Here is an 18,104-nt window from a genome sequence, read left to right on the forward strand (position 1 = left end):
TATGGCACGCCACAAGTACGCGCCCTGACACTCGCCAGCCGGGCATTTTTCGACGCCCCGCCAGCGGGGTTTGCCGAGCATCCGCTATTGACCCCGCGCGGGGAAATGACCGTCGACTTCACCGGTGATGCCGAAGAGCTGCAACGCCAGTACGACAGCGCCAAAGCCTGCGTGCCCGAGGTGCAGTTGCTCAGTGCTGAGCAGGCCTGCGAGCGGCTCCCGGTACTGCGCCGCGACAAGGTGCACGGCGCGCTCTACGACCCAAGCGCCAGCGATATCGACACCGACGCCCTGCATCAGGGTTACCTGCGTGGCATTCGCCGCCAACAGGGCGAAGTGCATAGCGACTGTGAAGTTCAGCTCATAGAACGCAGCGCCGATGGCCTGTGGCAGGTCCAAACCAGTCGTGGCAGTTTCAGCGCCCCGGTGTTGATCAACGCGGCAGGCGCCTGGGCAGACCAGATCGGCGAACTGGCGGGCGCACGGCCGCTGGGCTTGCAACCCAAACGCCGCGCCGCCTTCATCTTCGCCGCCCCGGAAGGCGTGGACAGCCATGACTGGCCGATGCTGGTCAGCCTCGACGAATCCTTCTACATGAAACCCGACGCTGGCATGCTGCTGGGCTCGCCCGCCAATGCCGACCCGGTGGCACCACACGATGTACAGCCGGAAGAGCTGGACATCGCCATGGGCATTTACCAGATCGAAGAAGCCACCACCCTGAGCATTCGCCGCCCTACCCGCACCTGGGCCGGGCTGCGCAGCTTCGTGGCCGACGGCGACCTGATCGCCGGCTTCGACCCTCAAGTACCCGGCCTGTTCTGGGTCGCGGCACAAGGCGGCTATGGCATACAGACCTCGCCCGCCATGGGCCAGGCCAGTGCCGCACTGGTGCGCGGCGAAGCACTGCCCGAGCCACTCAAGAGCTTTGGCCTGACGGCCGCCATGCTCTCGCCTGCGCGCTTGGTTGCAGCCCAAGGGTGACGCGCCACTGCGTTTGCGGCACACTCCCAGCGCCCTTTAGCCAAGGGCGCTGACAACCGCTGGAGCCCGCCTCAATGTCGACACCTCGCCCCGACCCGGCCCTGGACAACTTCCGGGCGATCGCCGATGCCATCGCCACGCTGTTCTTCCCGCATGCCGAAGTGGTCCTGCACGACCTGCGCAGCCAGAAGATCGACTACATCGCCAACAACCTCTCCAAGCGCGAGATCGGTGACGATGCGGCGCTGGAAGACATGTTCGAAGAAGGCACCGACGAAACCAATATCGGCCCTTACGAGAAACTCAACTGGGACGGGCAGAAGATTCGCTCGCTGAGCACGGTGCTGCGCGACGCCAACGGCAGCCCCTTGGCCGTGCTGTGCATCAACTTGAACATTTCCCTGTTCGAGAGCGTCAAGGCCGCCCTGGACCTGTTTCTCTCGCCCAGCAAGTTGATCCCGCAACCCGACGCATTGTTCCGCGATGACTGGCAGGAGCGTATCAATACCTTCCTGAACGGCTGGCTGCGCCAGCGCCAGCTCAGCCTGAACCTGCTGACCCGCGAGCATAAGCGTGAACTGGTGTTTGCCCTGCATGCTGAAGGCGCGTTTCGTGGCAAGAGTGCGGCCAACTATGTGGCCAATGTACTGAACATGGGGCGGGCGACGGTGTACAAACACCTGAAGGAACTCAAGGCCTGAGCAGCATCAGGCCCTGAGTCAGGCGCAGATCAGTCGCCGTAGATATCCGACTTGAAGTACTTGGCCTGGATCTTCTGGTACTCGCCATTGCTGCGGATTTCGTCGATGGCTTTATTGAGTTCGCTGACCAGCTGCGTATTGCCCTTGCGCACGGCAATACCAGCACCTTCGCCAACGTACTTCGGATCTTTCAGCTCAGGCCCGACAAAGGCATAGCCCTCGCCCTTGGGCGTCAACAGAAAGCCTTGCTCCAGCGGGATGGTGTCCGCGAACACACCGTCCAGACGCCCGGAAACCAGGTCCATGAAAATCTCTTCGTTACTGGTGTAGCGAACAATTTCTACACCTTTTGGCGCGAGCACTTCAGAGACATAACGGTCGGTAGTGGTCGCACGCTGTACGCCGATACGTTTGCCCTTGAGGCTCTGGTACTGGTCATCGACCTGGGCACCGGCCTTCATCGCCAGGCGCGCCGAGGTGAAGTAGTACTTGTGGGTGAAGTCCACGGAGCGCTTGCGCTCTTCGGTAATGGTGATAGACGACAGCGCGGCGTCGATCTTGTTGACCTTCAGCGAGGGAATCAGCCCGTCGTACTCTTGCTCGGTCCATTGGCATTTGACCTGCATCTGCGCGCACAGGGCATTACCGATGTCGTAGTCGAAACCGCTGATCTTGCCGTCCGGGGTCTTGAACGCAAACGGCGGGTAGGCGGCTTCGATACCGATACGCAAGGTTTTCTCGGCGGCGAACAGGTTGCTGCTGGCCAACAGGCTCAGGGCCAGACCGGCAATCAGTGTAGTGGTCTTCATGAGGGCTCTCTCGCTCATTATTGGAGGTGTGTTGCAAGACAGAGGAAAGTGACAAGCCTGAAATTATTTTGTACTTATAAATCCATACTGGACTTTTACGTACACAATTTCAACACCTGGATGCGCGCGAGAGACCGAGGCGCAGCATCGCCAGCCACACTGGCGACCACAGCGTTTGTGTCGTTTAGCGACCGTCCTCCCAGCGCTGCGCCGCCGACTGGTCACTGACCCGCCCTTCGACCCAACGCGGCCCTTCGGCAGTGTTTTCCTTTTTCCAGAACGGTGCCCGGGTCTTGAGGTAGTCCATCACGAAGTTGCAGGCATCGAATGCCGCCTGACGATGAGCGCTGGCCACCCCGACGAAGACAATCGGCTCACCGGGCTCCAACGCCCCGATGCGATGCAGTACTTCAAGGCGCAACAACGGCCAGCGTGACTCCGCCTCGGCGATGATCTTGCCGAGCGCCTTTTCGGTCATGCCTGGATAGTGCTCCAGGAACATGCCCGCGACTTCACGCCCCTCGTTGAAGTCGCGCACGTACCCGACGAAACCGACCACGGCGCCGATCCCCACATTGGCCGCATGCAGGGCATTGAGCTCGGCCCCCGGGTCAAAAGCGCCCGCCTGCACCCGAATCGCCATGATCAACCTCCGGTCACGGTTGGAAAAAACGCTACCTCATCGCCATCAGCCAAGGGCTCGCTGAGTGAACAGAGGTCCTGATTACGTGCGCACATGATGTTCTGCTCGGCCAGTACCTCCCAGGCTCCGCCGCGCTGCAGCAGGTGCTGGCGCAGGGCATCGACCGTGGCAAACACGCCCTCGAGCGTTTCGCTCTCCAGCCCCAAGGCTTCCCGGTAACGGGCGAAATACTGCACGTTCAAGCTCATGCATCACCTGCCTGGTAATCACCGCTCTTGCCGCCGCGCTTCTCTAACAGGCGCACGCTGTCGATGGTCATGCCACGGTCGACGGCCTTGCACATGTCATAGATCGTCAACGCGGCCAAACTGGCCGCCGTCAGGGCTTCCATCTCGACGCCGGTTTGCCCGGCCAACTTGCAGCGGGCCAGGATGTGCACCGTGTCGAGGCCTTCAGCACTGAGTTCGACCTTGACGCTGGTGAGCATCAACGGGTGGCACAGCGGGATCAGGTCACTGGTTTTTTTCGCCGCCTGGATCCCGGCAATGCGGGCCACGGCAAACACATCCCCTTTGGGATGATCACCGTCGACAATCATCTGCAGGGTTTGTGGGAGCATGCGTACGCGCGCCTCAGCAACAGCTTCACGCGAGGTCACGGCCTTTTCGGTAACGTCGACCATATTGGCCCGACCTTGAGAATCGAGATGTGTCAGCACAGCCATACTCCTGATCAGCGGACCTTGATTGTAAACCTGCAGGTCAACTTTTCGCACGGGCCATGCGACAAAGTTCGGGCGGCACATGGCCGCCCGAACGAGACGTCACAGATGCGATTCGGCGTATTCGGCCAGAATCGAACGAGGCACCCCTTGCAGGGTGATATGCACACCGTTGGGGAAGTCCTTGAAGCGCTCGGTCAGGTAGGTCAGGCCCGAGCTGGTCGCGGACAGGTAAGGGGTATCGATCTGCGCCAGGTTGCCCAGGCAGATCACCTTGGAACCGGAACCGGCACGGGTGATGATGGTTTTCATCTGGTGCGGGGTCAGGTTCTGGCACTCGTCGATCAGGATCAGGCTTTGCTGGAAGCTGCGACCGCGAATGTAGTTAAGCGACTTGAACTGCAGCGGAACCCGCTCAAGGATGTATTCGACACTGCCATGGGTGCTCTCATCGTCCATGTGCAGCGCTTCGAGGTTGTCAGTGATGGCGCCCAGCCAAGGCTCCATTTTTTCCGCTTCGGTGCCAGGCAGGAAGCCGATCTCCTGGTCGAGCCCCTGCACACTGCGGGTAGCGATGATGCGCCGGTAACGCTTGCTGACCATGGTCTGCTCAATGGCTGCCGCCAAGGCCAGAATGGTCTTGCCGGAACCGGCAGCGCCCGTCAGGTTGACCAAGTGGATGTCCGGGTCAAGCAAGGCGAACAGCGCCAGGCCCTGATGAATGTCACGCGGCTTCAAACCCCAGGCTTCCTGATGCAGCAGCGGCTCCTGGTGCAGGTCGAGCAGCAGCAGTTCGCTGTCCTTGATGCCTTTGATCCAGCCGACAAAGCCCTGTTCGTCAATGATGAACTCGTTGATGTGAACAGCCGGCAGGTTGTCGATCAATTGCACACGGTGCCAGGTGCGCCCGCGCTCCTGACGGGTCTCGACCTTGCTGACCCGATCCCAGAACGACCCCGTCACCGAGTGATAGCCCTTGGACAACAGGGAAACGTCGTCGACCAACTGATCGGTACTGTAGTCCTCGGCCGCGATGCCACAGGCACGGGCCTTGAGGCGCATGTTGATGTCTTTGGTCACCAGCACCACACTCAGTTCCTTGCGCCGGCTCCGCAGCTCAAGCAATTGGTTGATGATGATGTTGTCGTTCAAATGCTCAGGCAGCAGACGGTGCGGCTCAGTGCGCGGCGTCATCAAGATGGACAGGAAGCCTTTCGGGCCACTCTTGCCCCGCTGGATGGGTACGCCCTGCTCAACATCGGCAGGCGAGGCATCGCCCAGGGTCTGATCGATCAAGCGAATGGCCTGACGACATTCTGCGGCTACGGAGTGCTTGCCGTCCTTGAGCTTGTCGAGCTCCTCAAGCACGGTCATCGGGATGGTGACATGGTGCTCCTCGAAGTTCAGTAACGCGTTCGGATCGTGAATCAGAACATTGGTATCGAGCACGTAAAGGATTGGCAGGTTGGAAGAAGTGGTACGTCCTTGATCATCCATACTCGGTCACCTTTGTGGGAGCCTGACGACGCAATACCCAGACGGTGCTGCGCCGCGATGTGACCGCTGATGCTCCCCGGGGCCCGCGTCGTTACGGGTGGGCAGCTACAAACAAAGGATGGCGAGTAAGACGCCACCTGTGTTGCAGGGTTCGGCGGTCTGTCTTTGTAATACCGCAAAACCCATGACGGTAAAAAGCGTTTTTACGCATTCTTGAAGTTTATTTTTCAAGAGGGCAAAAACCGCTTGGCGTAGCCCCCATGCACCGTTAAAGTCAAAAATCCAGTCGACTCAACGGCTGCCTGCAATGTGCGCCCACGCACGCCCCTCAACGGCCTGCCGCGAAGTCCTTACACCCCTCCCAACCGATCCCGCTCTGCGCCGTATGTTGCAGCAGCCAGGTCAGTGACGCCTGCGCCTTGGGCTGGGTGTCATGGAACCGGATCAAGCCCTTGCGCCACAGCAACATCAGGCTCAGTACCCGCTGTGCCGACTGTTCGGCATCCAGTGCGCTCTGGTCCTGGGCATCGATATCCCACAACACCACCTGCATGTGCTGGCTGCTGAAGAACGCCTGCGCGTCGGCACGACGCTGGCCATAGGGGGGGCGAAACTGCGCAACATACTGCTCGGGCAGATCGCTACTGACCCGTGCCTGACTGCGCAGAATAGAGTCCTGCCAGTCCAGCCAATGGCTGTGAGAACGGTACTGCCAGCCTTGAATGCCCACGCACTGCCCGCGGTAAAGCGCCTGCAACGCGGCGACGGAGGTCTTGTCACGGCGTTTCTGCACACTGTCGCCGAGCACAAAGAACGTCGCTGACAGCTTCTGCCGACGCAAATAATCTGTCAGCGCATCACTGGCACCGCCGGCCAACGTAGGGCCACCCTCGAAGGTCAGCAGGAACATCCGGTCGTTCAGCTCGTCACCGTTACGCTCCAGGCTGGAGAAACGCTCGATCTCGCTGCTGGTCTGCGGAAACAACGCAGCCTTGCGCAGCAGTTCATCCAGGTAGCGCTCATGGAACATCCGGCTTGGCTCAACCCACGGGGCATAGAACGAGTCGGCGGCGACCTTGATCTGCCCGGCCTGAGCACGCAAATCCGCCAGGCTTTCAAGGGCATAACAGAACGAGGCGTCCTGCTCGCAGCTCTGTTGGGCCAGGTCATAGTTGCGCCACAACCGCTGCCACAGCCGCTCACGCAGGGCATTGACGGACAACAGGTTGATCTGCCGCAGGCCAAGACGTGCCGTAAGCTCGGCCTGATCCAGCGCCTCACTGTCATGCAGGGCTTTGGCGAACCCCAGAATCTCGGCGCGCGAGGCAACATCGAACAGTGCCGGAGAATTGAGCTGTTCAGGCCAACTGCTGCGATCATAGGTAGCAACCTCGGCAGCACCGGCCATGGCCGTCAACAGACTCAACCATCCCGCCAGCAATAAAAGGGCAATGCGCAAGACAACACTCTCCGTTTTGATCGCCGGCACTATAACGCAGGGACTATCGTGCCCATAGCTGGAGATCGACCGCCCTGCCCCGTAGAATCCGCAGCACGATTGAAGGAGCCTATGACATGCTGACGGTGATTTCCCCCGCCAAGACCCTCGACTACGAAACCCCGCCGGTGACCCAGCGTTTCACCCTGCCGCAGTACCTGGACGACTCACAGGTGCTGATTGCTCAGTTGCGGGACTTCACCCCGGCTCAAATCGCAGCGTTGATGCACCTGTCTGACAAACTGGCCGGGCTCAACGCCGCACGCTTCGGCAGCTGGACGCCCGATTTCACGCCGGCCAATGCCAAGCAGGCACTGCTGGCCTTCAAGGGCGATGTCTACACTGGCCTCGACGCCGAAAGCCTTGGCGAAGACGACTTCAGCTACGCACAGGACCACCTGCGCATGCTCTCGGGCCTGTATGGCCTGCTGCGCCCGCTCGACCTGATGCAGCCGTACCGGCTGGAGATGGGCACCAAGCTGGCCAACGCCCGCGGCAAGGACTTGTATGCCTTCTGGGGTACGCGCATCAGCGAATGGCTGAACCAGGCACTGGCCGATCAAGGCGATGACCTGCTGCTCAACCTGGCCAGCAACGAGTACTTCAGCGCGGTCAAGCGCAGCGCGCTGAATGCCCGTGTGATCAACACCGAATTTCGCGACCAGAAAAACGGCCAGTACAAGATCATCAGTTTCTATGCCAAGAAAGCCCGTGGCCTGATGAGCCGCTTCGTCATCCAGGAACGCATCGACAATCCTGACCGGCTGAAACAGTTCGATGTGCAGGGCTACTACTACAGTGCCGAGCAGTCCAAGCCGGACAACCTGGTGTTCCTGCGCGATCATCCGGTCGACTGAAGGCAATCGCCGGTAAGCCGCCCGCTGCTTGGTCGAGTGCCGTTTTATCGCTACGATGGTGATATCACGCACTCAAGGCAGCCCCCTATGCTTATCGGCGTCGTCCTGATCCTGTCCTGGCTGATCCTGCTGTTACGCTACCCAGCCAAGGCCCTGCCCATCTCCATGGCCGCGGTGTTCGGCCTCGGCCTGGTCGGCCTGTGGGTGCTCTGGCAGGACAACCGTGAGGCGGCTCAACTGGCACACCTGGACATGCGCCTGAGCTACGCGCCCGAGCATTGCCCGGCCGACCGGCCGTTGCAGGTCAAACTGACCAACACCAACCCGCAACCCCTGGTGGAGCTGCGCTGGCGGATTGCCGCGTATGCCCCGGGCGATCAGGTCAATCTGGCGGAAAACACCTACTCGGCGCCGCGTTATCGCGGCCCGGGGGATCTGCAGGCCGGCGCCAGTTGGGAAGCCTGCTTGCCATTACCGCCGCTGCGCTCTGGCTATCGCCCGCAAACGCTGGAGTTTCGCGCCGAACACCTGCAGGGCCGCTTCGCGGATTGAGCCCTGGGGTACGCCTGCCCTCTGCTTGATGACGTATGATCCGAGGCTCATCTACCGCCAAGGATCGTCCTATGCCCACCGTTCTGATCACCGGATGCTCCAGCGGCATTGGTCTCGCCCTGGCCGAAGCGTTCCAGTCAGCAGGCTTCGAGGTCTGGGCCAGCGCGCGCAAACCCGAGGATGTCGCCCGCCTGCAGGCCATCGGGCTTACCGCACGGCAACTGGATGTCAATGATGAAGCCGGCCTTGCAACACTGGCGGCAGAGCTGGAGCAGCGCGGCAACGGCCTCGACGTGTTGATCAACAACGCCGGATACGGTGCCATGGGGCCGCTGCTCGACGGCGGCGTCGAGGCGATACGTCGCCAGTTTGAAACCAACGTATTCGCCTTGGTCGGCGTAACCCGCGCCTTGTTTCCGGCACTGCGACGAGCACGTGGCCTGGTGGTGAACATTGGCAGCGTCTCGGGCGTGCTGGTTACGCCGTTCGCCGGCGCCTACTGCGCCTCCAAAGCGGCCGTGCATGCCTTGAGCGACGCCCTGCGCCTGGAGCTGGCGCCCTTCGGTATACGGGTGATGGAAGTGCAGCCTGGTGCAATTGCTTCCAGCTTTGCCAGCAATGCCGGTCGCGAAGCCGAACAGTTGTTGCACGAAGAATCGCCGTGGTGGCCGCTGCGCGAAGGCATTCGCGCCCGCGCCCGTGCCTCGCAGGACAAACCGACCCCCACCAGTGAGTTTGCCCAAGGCCTGCTGAAGGCAGTGCAGCAAGCAAAGCCCGCACCCTTGGTGCGCCTGGGCAATGGCAGCCGCGCACTCCCCCTGCTACAGGCATTGCTACCCCATGGGCTGCAGCAGTGGGTGCTGAAAAAACGCTTTGGTCTCAACCGCAGCCTCTGAACCCGTCAGGGCATTCGGCGCGCGACCAGCGCAGGTCATTGCGCCTCGGATTTACCCTGTTTGACCACCACCGTGCAGGTGGTACCCGCCGCCAGCAGGAAGCCTTCCGGTACTTCGTCGATGTGGATACGTACCGGTACCCGTTGAGCCAGGCGAACCCAGTTGAACGTCGGGTTGACGTCGGCGATCAACTCGCGGCTTTCCGGGTTGTCACGGTCGTAGATACCCCGCGAAATACTCTCCACATGCCCCTTGAGCACTTCACCACTCATCATCTGCAAGTCGGCCTGGTCACCGACACGCACATGCGGCAACTTGGTTTCCTCGAAGAAGCCGTAGACCCAGAAGGAGTTCTTGTCGACCACGGCCATTTTCGCCTCACCGGTACGCGCATAGTCGCCGCGATGAACGTTGAGGTTGGTGACGTAACCGTCGACAGTGGCCAGGATCCGCGTGCGCTTGAGGTTCAGCTCGGCAGCCGCCAATTGCGCCTGGGCATGCTGGTAATCAGCCATGGCCGAGTTGGCGATGTTGCTGGCGTCATCACGGTTTTCCTTGGAGATCACCAGGTTGTCCATGTCGGCCCGGCGGCTGGCATTGACCTTGCGCATCTCCCAGGTGGCCTTGCGCGAAGCGACGAGCGCTTGGGCCTGCTTGACTGCCAACTCGTAGTGCTCAGGGTCGATCTGCATCAACAGATCGCCCTTCTTCACCAGTTGGTTGTCACGCACCGGCACATCGACCACATAACCGGGTACGTCGGCGGCAACGTTGATGATGTCAGCACGCACCCGACCATCGCGGGTCCAGGGCGTGTTCATGTACTGGACCCAGAGCTGCCGGCCGATCACCACGGCGGTGGCCAGTACAAGCAGGGTGGCGATCAGGCTGAAAAACTTTTTCATCAACAAGGTCTCAACGGTAGACAGTCAGCGCCATGGCGCCAAAAAGGCAGATGAACAGGCACAAGCGCAGCAACGCCGGGTGCCAGAAAAAGCGGTAGCCGTCGTAGCCGGCGATAAAGCGATCCAGGCCCCACGCCAGCAGGGCAGCGATCAGGAACATCAAGGTCATGGTGGGCATGTAAATGCCATGGAAGGCAATTTCACGGGGCATCGGGCAGTCCTTTCACCGGAGCCAGTTCGGCCAGCGGCGATTGCGGGTCAAGCAGGGAGGTACGGATGAAATGCAGGTAACTCTGCACCCGGCGCAAGGCCGACGTGTCGAAGTGCCGGGCAAACGGCTCATCGGTTGCCTGGACGCGGCTGATGGCATGGTCCACCGCAACCAGTGCGCGCTCATGGTTGCTCGCCGAAGGCTGCAGGAACAATCGCGCCAGCGCCCGGCCCATCACCCTGATCGCCTGGCGCCAGGGTTGCGACTCGGCATAACACGGATGCACCGGCAGAACGGCCTGCTCCTTGCGCAACTCGATAATCGAATGCCCCACCTCCAGCACCACGAACATCCAGCGCAGCAGCGAGCTCTGCACCAGTGGCTTGCCGGCCGCCAGACCGTAGGCCTGGTGCAGCAGGTCACGGGTACGGCTCTCGAACGCCGAGCCCAGGCCGCGCAGGCGCCCGGTGATCGCAAACAGCACCTGGCCACGCAGGTCCTGCTCCAGTCGGCTCCACAACCAGCGGCTGTTCGGCGGCAGGATGATCGCCCCGGCCGCAGCGCAGACCAACATGCCGATCACCATGGCGATGTAGTCGTTGATGAAGTTGTAGGGGTTGTAGACCGTCATGTTGTCCGGTACTGAACCGGTGGAAAAGAAGATCAACAGGCCCACCCCGACCCCGAAATAGGCGGGGCGAGACGAGAGGAACGCACCGAGGATGTACACCGGTGCCAGTACCATGCAGAGCAACGGGAAACCATCAATCCAGGGGTACACGAAGAACATTTCGAAGAAGCCGATCAAGGCTCCCAACAAGGTGCCGCATGCCATCTGGAACGACATTCGCTTGGGGTTCGGCGTGGCCGCCGACAGGCCCACGGTAGCTGCCGCGATCAGGGTCATCATCGCCCCGCTGGGCCAGGCCGTGATGATCCAGTAGCTGCCCAGCACCAGCAGGATGAACGAAGCACGTACGCCTGCAGCAAGCGAGACCAGCCAGTTGGTCTGGGCCACATACGGCTCATCCCACTGCTCACGTGCATGGCTGTGATCAGCCAAGGACGCGTGGGTCAGGGCATAGCTGTGCATATCGTCGACAAAACGGTAGAGCAGTTCGTAGGCGGTATGGAAGTCGAGCAGGTCGGCGTCGCTTGGCGAGCTCTCGACAAAGGCCGCGCGCAAACTGCGCACCCGCTCCGGCAAACCCTCCTTGTAGATCGCCAGTTGCTGGGCCAGGCGCGCCGCGTCGGCGTCGGTCAGACCGCGCCCGGCGTAACTGTCGAGCAGTTCGGCGAGCGCATTCAGGCCGGGCTCGATGGCCGTGACGATCTGCAATGGCCCGCGCAGACGCAAGCGCTCAAGCAACTGGTGCAGGGCGTTGAAACGCGTGGTGATGGCCATGAACTCACTGTTCAAGCGGCCCAGGCGACCACTGCGCCGGCGCATGTGCGGGTCTTCAAAAGCGGTGACGCTACGCAGGCTTTCCAGGCCCACCGCTTCGGCGATGAAACGCACGTTGCTGCTCTCGAAACGCTCGCGCTGGCTTTCGCCACGCAAACCTTCGGCAACGAACCCGGCAAACACCCCAAAACGCTGGTACAGGGCGTTGCGCATCGAGGCACTGGCCGATTGCGGCAGGATCGCCGCACTGACCAGGGTCGACACCAGAATACCCAAGGAAATTTCCAGCACCCGCCACACCGCCGCCATGAAAGCGCCGTCGGGATTGGCCAGTGCCGGCAGACCAACCATCGCAGCGGTGTAACCGGCCAGCACAAAGCCATAAGAACGGAAGGTCCGATAACGCATGGCACCCGCCGAGCAGATACCCACCCACACGGCCAGGCTCGGCAGAAACAGCTCTGTGTTCTGCGGGAAGATGGCAATCAACGCCACCATCATCGACGATCCGGCCAAAGTGCCCAGGAAGCGATAAAAACTCTTGGCAAACACATGGCCGCTCTGCGGCTGCATGACGATGAACACGGTGATCATCGCCGTGCGCGGCTGCGGCAGCTCCAGGCGCATGGCCAGCCACAGGGTGAGGAACGCAGCGCACAGGACCTTGAAAATGTAGACCCAGGTGACCCCGTCGCTACGCGCCCATTCAAAGAACCCACGACGCCACTCCAGCGACGCCAGCCAGCGAAACGGAAAGGTCACGGCATTCATTCGGTGTGGCTCGGTTTGTCGAAGATCGCCAAGGTTTTAGGAGTCTTCGGTGCAGCCTGGCGGTCTTCGTCCGGTACGTCGTTACCCGCTCCCAGGCCACCACCCAGCGCCGTCACCAGCTCGGCATGGGCCATCAGGCGCGCCGCCTGGACCTGCTGCTGGATCTGCTGCTGACGGAACAGCAGGGTTTGCGCGTTCAGCACATTGAGGTAGTCGGTCAGGCCACGCTGGAACGCCACCATGGCGATGTCATAGGTCTTCTGCGCCGAGGCCACCGACTCTGCGGCAAAATGCTGCTGCTCGTTCATCGACTCGCGGCGAATCAACTGATCAGAGATCCCCTTGAGCGCTTCGACCACGGTCTGGTTGTAACGGGCCACCGCGATGTCGTAACCGGCCGAAGCCACACCCAGTTGCGAACGCAGGCGGCCACCATCGAACACCGGCAGGCTGATGGCCGGCCCGATGTTGTAGTTGAATTTCTTCCCGGTGAGGAACTCCATGGCCCCGCCACCGGTCGCCATGTAACCCAGGCTGCCGACCAGGTCGACGTTAGGGAAGAAACCGGCATGGGCGACATCAATGCCACGGGCTTGTGCGGCGACCTGCCAGCGGCTGGCAACCACGTCCGGACGCTGACCAACCAGCTCCGCCGGCAAGGCCGATGGCAGCTTGAGTGCAGCACTGAGCGACAGCGTAGGACGCTGCAGTTGTGCGCCCTCGCCCGGCCCTTTGCCTGCCAGCGCGGCCAACTGGTTACGCGCCAGGGCAATTTCTTCATGCAGCGCGTCCAACTGACGGTGGGTTTCCGGCAGTGGCGTCTGCGCCTGGCTGACTTCGAAGTGAGTGCCGATGCCACCGGCCAACCGTCGTTCGGCCAGGGCCAGGATCTGCTCCTGCTGCTCCAGGGTGGCCTTGACGATGTCGTACTGGGCGAAGTACAGCGACAACTGGATGTACACACGCACAATGTTGTTCTGCAGCTCAAGCTGGGCCTGGCGGGCCTGCGCAGCACTCATGTGGGCCATGTCCACGGCCTGCTCGCTGGCATTGCGCTCGCGGCCCCAGAGGTCCAGCGCGTAGCTGAAGCCCAACGCCGCGTTGTTGTCCCAGGTGTTGCTGCCCGACAAGGCGCCAGGGCCATAGAACTGGTCTTCCGGCCAGTTATGACGCTTGATCGTCGAGACCCCGTTGACCTGCAGTTTCTCGGCCGACTCGATGATACCCGCCATGGACTTGGCTTCACGGACACGTGCAGCCGCCATGGCCATGGTAGGGCTGTCCTTGACGGCGAGGGCGATCCAGCGGTCGAGCTGCGGGTCACCATAGGCATGCCACCATTGCTGGTCGGGCCAATGGGCATCGCGAGCGGCCTCGCGGATCGCCTCGTCGGTGGTCAGGGTATTGGCTTGCAGCGTCTTGCTTTCCGGGGCAATGCCCCAGGTTCCGATACAGCCGCTCAAGGTCAAGCTAAAGGCACAGACACTGAGCGCATTCAACGCTCTGATGATGCGACGCGGCACAGCTGCGAATTCCCGACATAGAAGGTGGATGACGCTTGGAGAACGCAATTCTAGGGGGCGACAGCACTGGCGATAAGCGTGTATTACTGCGAATCTTTGTTACGAAAACGGTGATAATCCGGCTTTAGTCTGAAGACCAACACTGTAACTTCGTGTCACAATTTGTCGTCTACTTTGAGAGCGACCCATGGACACCCTGCAAAATATGCGTGCATTCAGTTGTGTGGCCCAGGTTGGCAGTTTTACTGCCGCTGCCGTTCAACTGGATACGACCACCGCGAACGTCTCGCGGGCGGTTTCCAACCTAGAAGCGCACCTGCAAACACGTCTTCTCAACCGCACCACCCGGCGAATCGCCCTGACCGAAGCCGGCAAGCGCTACCTGATGCGCTGCGAGCAGATCCTCACGTATGTCGAGGAAGCCGAAGCCGAGGCCAGCGATGCCCACTCTCGACCGGCTGGCCAGTTGAAAGTGCACTCGATGACAGGCGTAGGGCAGCACTTCGTCATTGATGCCATCTCCCGCTACCGCGAGACCCACCCGGACGTCACCTTTGACCTGACGATGGCCAACCGCGTGCCGGACCTGCTGGATGAAGGCTATGACGTGTCCATCGTACTGGCCAGCGAGCTGCCGGACTCAGGCTTTGTCTCACAGCGCCTGGGGATTACCTACAGCATTTGCTGTGCCTCGCCGGACTACGTGAAACGCAAAGGTGGCGCGCAAAAGCCCTCCGACCTGCTCGGTCACTCTTGCCTGCGCATGGTCAGCCCGGTGATTCCACTGGAAAAGTGGCTGTTCGACGGCCCTGAAGGCCAGGAAGTGGTCAACATCACCCAGGCGCCATTCCAGGTAAACTCGGCCGACGCCATGAAAACCGCCATCCGTAGCGGCATGGGCGTTGGCGTACTGCCGATTTACTCGGCAATCGACGGCCTGCGTGATGGCTCGCTGGTACGGGTGATGCCTGACTACCGCCTGCAGGAGCTGAACCTGTACGCGATCTACCCGTCGCGCCAGTACCTGGATGCCAAGATCAAGACCTGGGTCGAGTACCTGCGCAGCTCTCTGCCGGAAATCCTCGCAGCCCACGAAGCCGACCTGAAGACCCACCAGCTGCGCATCGCGACGTAAAACCTGCAGCACGATCGGGGTCGAGAATGATAGCGTGCTACCCAATAGCCGCTTCATTCTTGACCGCCAGCAGAGATTTCACCGATGAAAAAGACTGTCCTTGCCTTCAGCCGCATCACCCCGCCGATGGTCGAGCGCCTGCAGCAGACGTTCAACGTGATTGTGCCGAACCCCAAGCTCGGCGATATCAGCGCACAATTCAACGAAGCACTGCCCGAGGCCCACGGCCTGATTGGCGCCGGGCGCAAGCTGGGCGAGGCACAACTGGCAACCGCAGCCAAGCTTGAGGTGGTCTCCAGTGTTTCGGTAGGTTACGACAACTATGACCTGGCGTACTTCAACCAACGCGGCATCGCCCTGACCAACACCCCCGATGTGCTGACCGAGAGCACCGCTGACCTGGGCTTTGCCCTGATCATGGGGGCTGCCCGCCGGGTGGCCGAACTGGACGCCTGGACCAAGGCCGGGCAATGGCAGGCCACCGTGGGCCCGGCACACTTTGGCAGCGATGTCTTCGGTAAAACCCTCGGTATCGTCGGCATGGGCAACATTGGTGCCGCCATCGCCCGCCGTGGCCGCCTGGGCTTCAACATGCCTGTGCTGTACAGCGGCAACAGCCGCAAACCGGCACTGGAGCAGGAACTCGGCGCACAATACTGCAGCCTGGAACACCTGCTGGCCGAAGCCGACTTCGTCTGCCTGGTCGTACCGCTCACAGCCCAGACCCAGCACCTGATCGGCCAGCGTGAGCTGCAACTGATGAAGCCCAGTGCCTTCCTGATCAACGTCTCCCGTGGCCCCGTGGTAGACGAAGCGGCACTGGTTCAAGCCCTGCAGAACGGCACCATTCGCGGCGCCGGCCTGGACGTTTATGAGAAGGAACCGCTGAGCGAGTCGCCGCTGTTCCAACTCAAGAATGCCGTTACCCTGCCCCACGTCGGCTCGGCTACTGCCGAAACCCGCGAAGCCATGGCCAACCGCGCCATCGACAACCTGTGCAGCGCCTTGAACGGCGAACGCCCACGTGACCTGGTCAATCCGCAGGTCTGGAAGTAAGCGACTACAGGCGCTGAGCCAGGGTGCCCAAGGGCACCCGAGGCTTGGGCTTGCGGAACACCAGCACGTTACCGAGCATCACCAGCAACAGGCCGAACAACGCCGGCGGCGTCCATTGATAGCCTTCGACGAACGCCGAAACGTTCAGCGCCACCAGCGGGAACAGTACCGTGCAGTACGCAGCACGCTCCGGTCCCATGCGCCCGACCAGGGTCAGGTAAGCGGTAAAGCCGATCACCGAGCCCGGAATCACCAGGTACAGCAGCGAGCCGATGTAACGCGTGTTCCATTCCATCGCGAAGGGAATGCCGCTGATCAGGCAATACACTGCCAGCATCGTGGCCCCGTAGAACATGCCCCACGCGTTGGTGGTCATCGGTTTCAGGCCGGCTTTTTGCTGCAGGCTGGAGAGCATATTGCCCGCCGAGAAGCACAAGGTGCCAAGCAAGGCGAGCGCCAGGCCGGTCAGGGTTTCACGGCTGGCGGCATGCCCCGACAGTTCTGGCCAGAACAACAGCGCCAACCCTGACAACCCCAGCGCACCACCGCCCATGACGTTGGCCGCGATCCGCTGCCCGAAGAACACCCTGGCGTTGAGCGCGTTCCACAGGGTCGCCGTGGAGAACACCACGGCAATCAGGCCACTGGGAATCCACTGACTGGCCGTCAGGAAGCACATGAAGTTCACGCAGAACAGGCACAGCCCCTGCGCCAGACAAAGGCCATGAGCCCGCCGGCTCATCGGTTGCAAACGGCGGCTGAGCAGCAGAATGGCGAACAGCAGCAAGGCGGCCAAGGCAAAGCGGTAGACAATCGATACCGGGATCGCGACCACGCCCAGTTGCAGTTTCAGGGCAATCCAGGTGGTGCCCCAGATCACAACGGTCAACAGGTACAAGAACAGGTTCATGACAAAGCTCCTCTGAACTGAGGTGCAGTGTCTGCCCAGAGCACTGGGCCGGGCTTGCACAAACTTGCGCTTTTCCATCGCCAACTGCTGTGTGCTGCGGTGGACAGCGGTAGGATGGCCACAGAGGTAACCACCATGACACCGCTGGACACCCTGCAAGTCTTCAACGCCCTGCATGATTCACCCAACACCCGCCTGGAACACAGCGCGCAACTGGGTGACGGCATGGTAGCGGCCTTGTGGAACAATCAAGACGACGCACGCGATTATCAGGCGCCCAGCCATCACACCCTGTCGTGCTACATAGACGGCGGCACGGGCACGTTTCGCCGCGAACGGCCCTCTGCCAAGGGAGGCCCGGACAAGCTGTGCATTCTTCCAGCCGGGCATGACTCGAACTGGGTGATCAACGGCAAGATCCGCCTGGTACACCTGTACATCACCCAGGAACAATTCGCCCTGGAGTGCGTGCGCCTGTTGGACCGTGAGCCGCGAGAGCTGCAACTGCAAGAGAACACCTTTCTGGATGATCCCGAGCAGGCCCGACGCTTTCGCCAACTGATCGCCCTGGACTGGGACGAACCTGCCGAGCGCCTGCTGACCAGCAGCCTGGCCCATGAACTGGTCAGCCATGCCCTGCTCAACCAGGTCGGCTTGCGCCAGGGGGTAAGGCTCAAAGGTGGCCTGGCGCCGCACCAACGCCGGCAGTTGGCCGACTTTATCGAGCAGCACCTCGACCAGCCGATCAGCCTGGGTGAACTGGCCACCCTGTGCAACCTGTCCGAGTACCATTTCGCACGCATGTTCCGCACCAGCTTTGGGCTGCCACCGCACCAGTACCTGCTGGCCCGGCGCCTGGCCAAGGCACGCCAACTGCTACGTTTCAGTGACCTGCCCATGCTCCAGGTGGCCCTGCTCTGCGGCTTTGCCAGCGCCAGCCACTTCAGTAACCGCTTCCGTCAGGCCCTCGGCGCGACACCGGGCGAGTACCGTCAGGCACTACGCAGCTAACCCCATATCGTCGCCCTTC

19 protein-coding genes are annotated in these 18,104 nt (G+C 61.5%); 8 read left to right on the forward strand and 11 right to left on the reverse strand.

The features are described from left to right. On the forward strand, positions 1-984 hold a 984-nt coding region (locus EKA13_RS07525; protein WP_065758768.1), incomplete at its 5' end, for an NAD(P)/FAD-dependent oxidoreductase. Positions 985-1,058: 74 nt separating this feature from the next. Next, positions 1,059-1,685 (forward strand): helix-turn-helix transcriptional regulator, encoded by a 627-nt coding sequence (locus EKA13_RS07530; RefSeq protein WP_065758769.1) that lies wholly within the window; start codon positions 1,059-1,061, stop codon positions 1,683-1,685. Positions 1,686-1,714: 29 nt separating this feature from the next. On the opposite strand, the gene EKA13_RS07535 is transcribed toward EKA13_RS07530, so the two are convergent. From EKA13_RS07535 to EKA13_RS07560, 6 genes are all read right to left on the reverse strand, one after another. Next, on the reverse strand, positions 1,715-2,494 hold the full coding sequence (locus tag EKA13_RS07535; protein ID WP_065758770.1) for an ABC transporter substrate-binding protein: 780 nt from the start codon (positions 2,492-2,494) through the stop codon (positions 1,715-1,717). Positions 2,495-2,678: 184 nt separating this feature from the next. Continuing rightward, positions 2,679-3,137 carry a molybdopterin synthase catalytic subunit MoaE gene (gene moaE, locus EKA13_RS07540; protein WP_065758771.1) on the reverse strand — a complete coding sequence of 153 codons (459 nt, stop codon included), beginning with the start codon at positions 3,135-3,137 and terminating at the stop codon, positions 2,679-2,681. A 2-nt stretch (positions 3,138-3,139) separates the two neighbouring features. After that, positions 3,140-3,385 carry a MoaD/ThiS family protein gene (locus EKA13_RS07545; protein ID WP_065758772.1) on the reverse strand — a complete coding sequence of 82 codons (246 nt, stop codon included), beginning with the start codon at positions 3,383-3,385 and terminating at the stop codon, positions 3,140-3,142. Further along, on the reverse strand, positions 3,382-3,855 hold the full coding sequence (moaC, locus tag EKA13_RS07550) for a cyclic pyranopterin monophosphate synthase MoaC (protein WP_065758833.1): 474 nt from the start codon (positions 3,853-3,855) through the stop codon (positions 3,382-3,384). The genes EKA13_RS07545 and moaC overlap by 4 nt, the downstream gene beginning before the upstream one ends. A gap of 105 nt (positions 3,856-3,960) precedes the next feature. Then, positions 3,961-5,355, reverse strand: a complete 1,395-nt coding sequence (locus EKA13_RS07555) for a PhoH family protein (RefSeq protein WP_065758773.1) — start codon at positions 5,353-5,355, stop codon at positions 3,961-3,963. Positions 5,356-5,683: 328 nt separating this feature from the next. Further along, on the reverse strand, positions 5,684-6,814 hold the full coding sequence (locus EKA13_RS07560; protein ID WP_065758774.1) for a polysaccharide deacetylase family protein: 1,131 nt from the start codon (positions 6,812-6,814) through the stop codon (positions 5,684-5,686). A gap of 116 nt (positions 6,815-6,930) precedes the next feature. On the opposite strand from EKA13_RS07560, the gene yaaA reads away from it, so the two are divergent. From yaaA to EKA13_RS07575, 3 genes are all read left to right on the forward strand, one after another. Further along, a complete protein-coding gene (gene yaaA, locus EKA13_RS07565) occupies positions 6,931-7,710 on the forward strand; it encodes a peroxide stress protein YaaA (protein WP_065758775.1) in 780 nt (259 codons plus the stop codon). A gap of 87 nt (positions 7,711-7,797) precedes the next feature. Next, positions 7,798-8,262, forward strand: coding sequence for a multidrug transporter (locus EKA13_RS07570; protein ID WP_065758776.1), 465 nt, complete (start codon positions 7,798-7,800; stop codon positions 8,260-8,262). A 71-nt stretch (positions 8,263-8,333) separates the two neighbouring features. Next, entirely contained in the window at positions 8,334-9,158 is an 825-nt protein-coding gene (locus EKA13_RS07575) for an SDR family oxidoreductase (protein WP_065758777.1), read from the forward strand. A gap of 35 nt (positions 9,159-9,193) precedes the next feature. On the opposite strand, the gene EKA13_RS07580 is transcribed toward EKA13_RS07575, so the two are convergent. The 4 genes from EKA13_RS07580 to EKA13_RS07595 are packed head-to-tail and all read right to left on the reverse strand — an operon-like array spanning position 9,194 to position 13,973. Further along, entirely contained in the window at positions 9,194-10,063 is an 870-nt protein-coding gene (locus EKA13_RS07580; RefSeq protein ID WP_065758778.1) for an efflux RND transporter periplasmic adaptor subunit, read from the reverse strand. 10 nt (positions 10,064-10,073) lie between these two features. Next, positions 10,074-10,274, reverse strand: a complete 201-nt coding sequence (locus tag EKA13_RS07585) for a DUF1656 domain-containing protein (RefSeq protein WP_065758779.1) — start codon at positions 10,272-10,274, stop codon at positions 10,074-10,076. Continuing rightward, entirely contained in the window at positions 10,264-12,450 is a 2,187-nt protein-coding gene (locus tag EKA13_RS07590; protein WP_065758780.1) for an FUSC family protein, read from the reverse strand. The genes EKA13_RS07585 and EKA13_RS07590 overlap by 11 nt, the downstream gene beginning before the upstream one ends. Then, positions 12,447-13,973 (reverse strand): efflux transporter outer membrane subunit, encoded by a 1,527-nt coding sequence (locus tag EKA13_RS07595; protein ID WP_065758781.1) that lies wholly within the window; start codon positions 13,971-13,973, stop codon positions 12,447-12,449. The genes EKA13_RS07590 and EKA13_RS07595 overlap by 4 nt, the downstream gene beginning before the upstream one ends. 187 nt (positions 13,974-14,160) lie before the next feature. Here EKA13_RS07595 and EKA13_RS07600 point away from each other — a divergent pair, with 187 nt between their 5' ends. Both EKA13_RS07600 and EKA13_RS07605 read left to right on the forward strand, forming a co-directional pair. Further along, positions 14,161-15,108, forward strand: a complete 948-nt coding sequence (locus EKA13_RS07600; protein ID WP_065758782.1) for a LysR family transcriptional regulator — start codon at positions 14,161-14,163, stop codon at positions 15,106-15,108. An 84-nt stretch (positions 15,109-15,192) separates the two neighbouring features. Then, the gene (locus EKA13_RS07605) at positions 15,193-16,164 is read left to right on the forward strand and encodes a 2-hydroxyacid dehydrogenase (protein WP_065758783.1); all 972 of its coding nucleotides are present in this window, start codon (positions 15,193-15,195) and stop codon (positions 16,162-16,164) included. Positions 16,165-16,168: 4 nt separating this feature from the next. Here EKA13_RS07605 and EKA13_RS07610 read toward each other — a convergent pair whose 3' ends face one another. Next, positions 16,169-17,074: a DMT family transporter gene (locus EKA13_RS07610; RefSeq protein WP_065758784.1), complete on the reverse strand. Its 906-nt coding sequence runs from the start codon at positions 17,072-17,074 to the stop codon at positions 16,169-16,171. 135 nt (positions 17,075-17,209) lie between these two features. On the opposite strand from EKA13_RS07610, the gene EKA13_RS07615 reads away from it, so the two are divergent. Further along, positions 17,210-18,085, forward strand: a complete 876-nt coding sequence (locus EKA13_RS07615) for a helix-turn-helix domain-containing protein (RefSeq protein WP_065758834.1) — start codon at positions 17,210-17,212, stop codon at positions 18,083-18,085. Positions 18,086-18,104: the final 19 nt, after the last annotated feature.

Origin of the sequence: Pseudomonas defluvii, assembly GCF_001695625.1 — a bacterium.
Taxonomy (GTDB): Bacteria; Pseudomonadota; Gammaproteobacteria; order Pseudomonadales; family Pseudomonadaceae; genus Aquipseudomonas; species Aquipseudomonas defluvii.

Coding starts and splice junctions, on each gene's coding strand:
- EKA13_RS07580 (WP_065758778.1), bottom strand. CDS start 10,063: ATGAAAAAGTTTTTCAGCCTGATCGCCACCCTGCTTGTACTGGCCACC.
- EKA13_RS07610 (WP_065758784.1), bottom strand. CDS start 17,074: ATGAACCTGTTCTTGTACCTGTTGACCGTTGTGATCTGGGGCACCACC.
- yaaA (WP_065758775.1), top strand. CDS start 6,931: ATGCTGACGGTGATTTCCCCCGCCAAGACCCTCGACTACGAAACCCCG.
- EKA13_RS07530 (WP_065758769.1), top strand. CDS start 1,059: ATGTCGACACCTCGCCCCGACCCGGCCCTGGACAACTTCCGGGCGATC.
- moaE (WP_065758771.1), bottom strand. CDS start 3,137: ATGGCGATTCGGGTGCAGGCGGGCGCTTTTGACCCGGGGGCCGAGCTC.
- EKA13_RS07535 (WP_065758770.1), bottom strand. CDS start 2,494: ATGAAGACCACTACACTGATTGCCGGTCTGGCCCTGAGCCTGTTGGCC.
- EKA13_RS07590 (WP_065758780.1), bottom strand. CDS start 12,450: ATGAATGCCGTGACCTTTCCGTTTCGCTGGCTGGCGTCGCTGGAGTGG.
- EKA13_RS07545 (WP_065758772.1), bottom strand. CDS start 3,385: ATGAGCTTGAACGTGCAGTATTTCGCCCGTTACCGGGAAGCCTTGGGG.
- EKA13_RS07575 (WP_065758777.1), top strand. CDS start 8,334: ATGCCCACCGTTCTGATCACCGGATGCTCCAGCGGCATTGGTCTCGCC.
- EKA13_RS07585 (WP_065758779.1), bottom strand. CDS start 10,274: ATGCCCCGTGAAATTGCCTTCCATGGCATTTACATGCCCACCATGACC.
- EKA13_RS07605 (WP_065758783.1), top strand. CDS start 15,193: ATGAAAAAGACTGTCCTTGCCTTCAGCCGCATCACCCCGCCGATGGTC.
- EKA13_RS07600 (WP_065758782.1), top strand. CDS start 14,161: ATGGACACCCTGCAAAATATGCGTGCATTCAGTTGTGTGGCCCAGGTT.
- EKA13_RS07555 (WP_065758773.1), bottom strand. CDS start 5,355: ATGGATGATCAAGGACGTACCACTTCTTCCAACCTGCCAATCCTTTAC.
- EKA13_RS07615 (WP_065758834.1), top strand. CDS start 17,210: ATGACACCGCTGGACACCCTGCAAGTCTTCAACGCCCTGCATGATTCA.
- EKA13_RS07570 (WP_065758776.1), top strand. CDS start 7,798: ATGCTTATCGGCGTCGTCCTGATCCTGTCCTGGCTGATCCTGCTGTTA.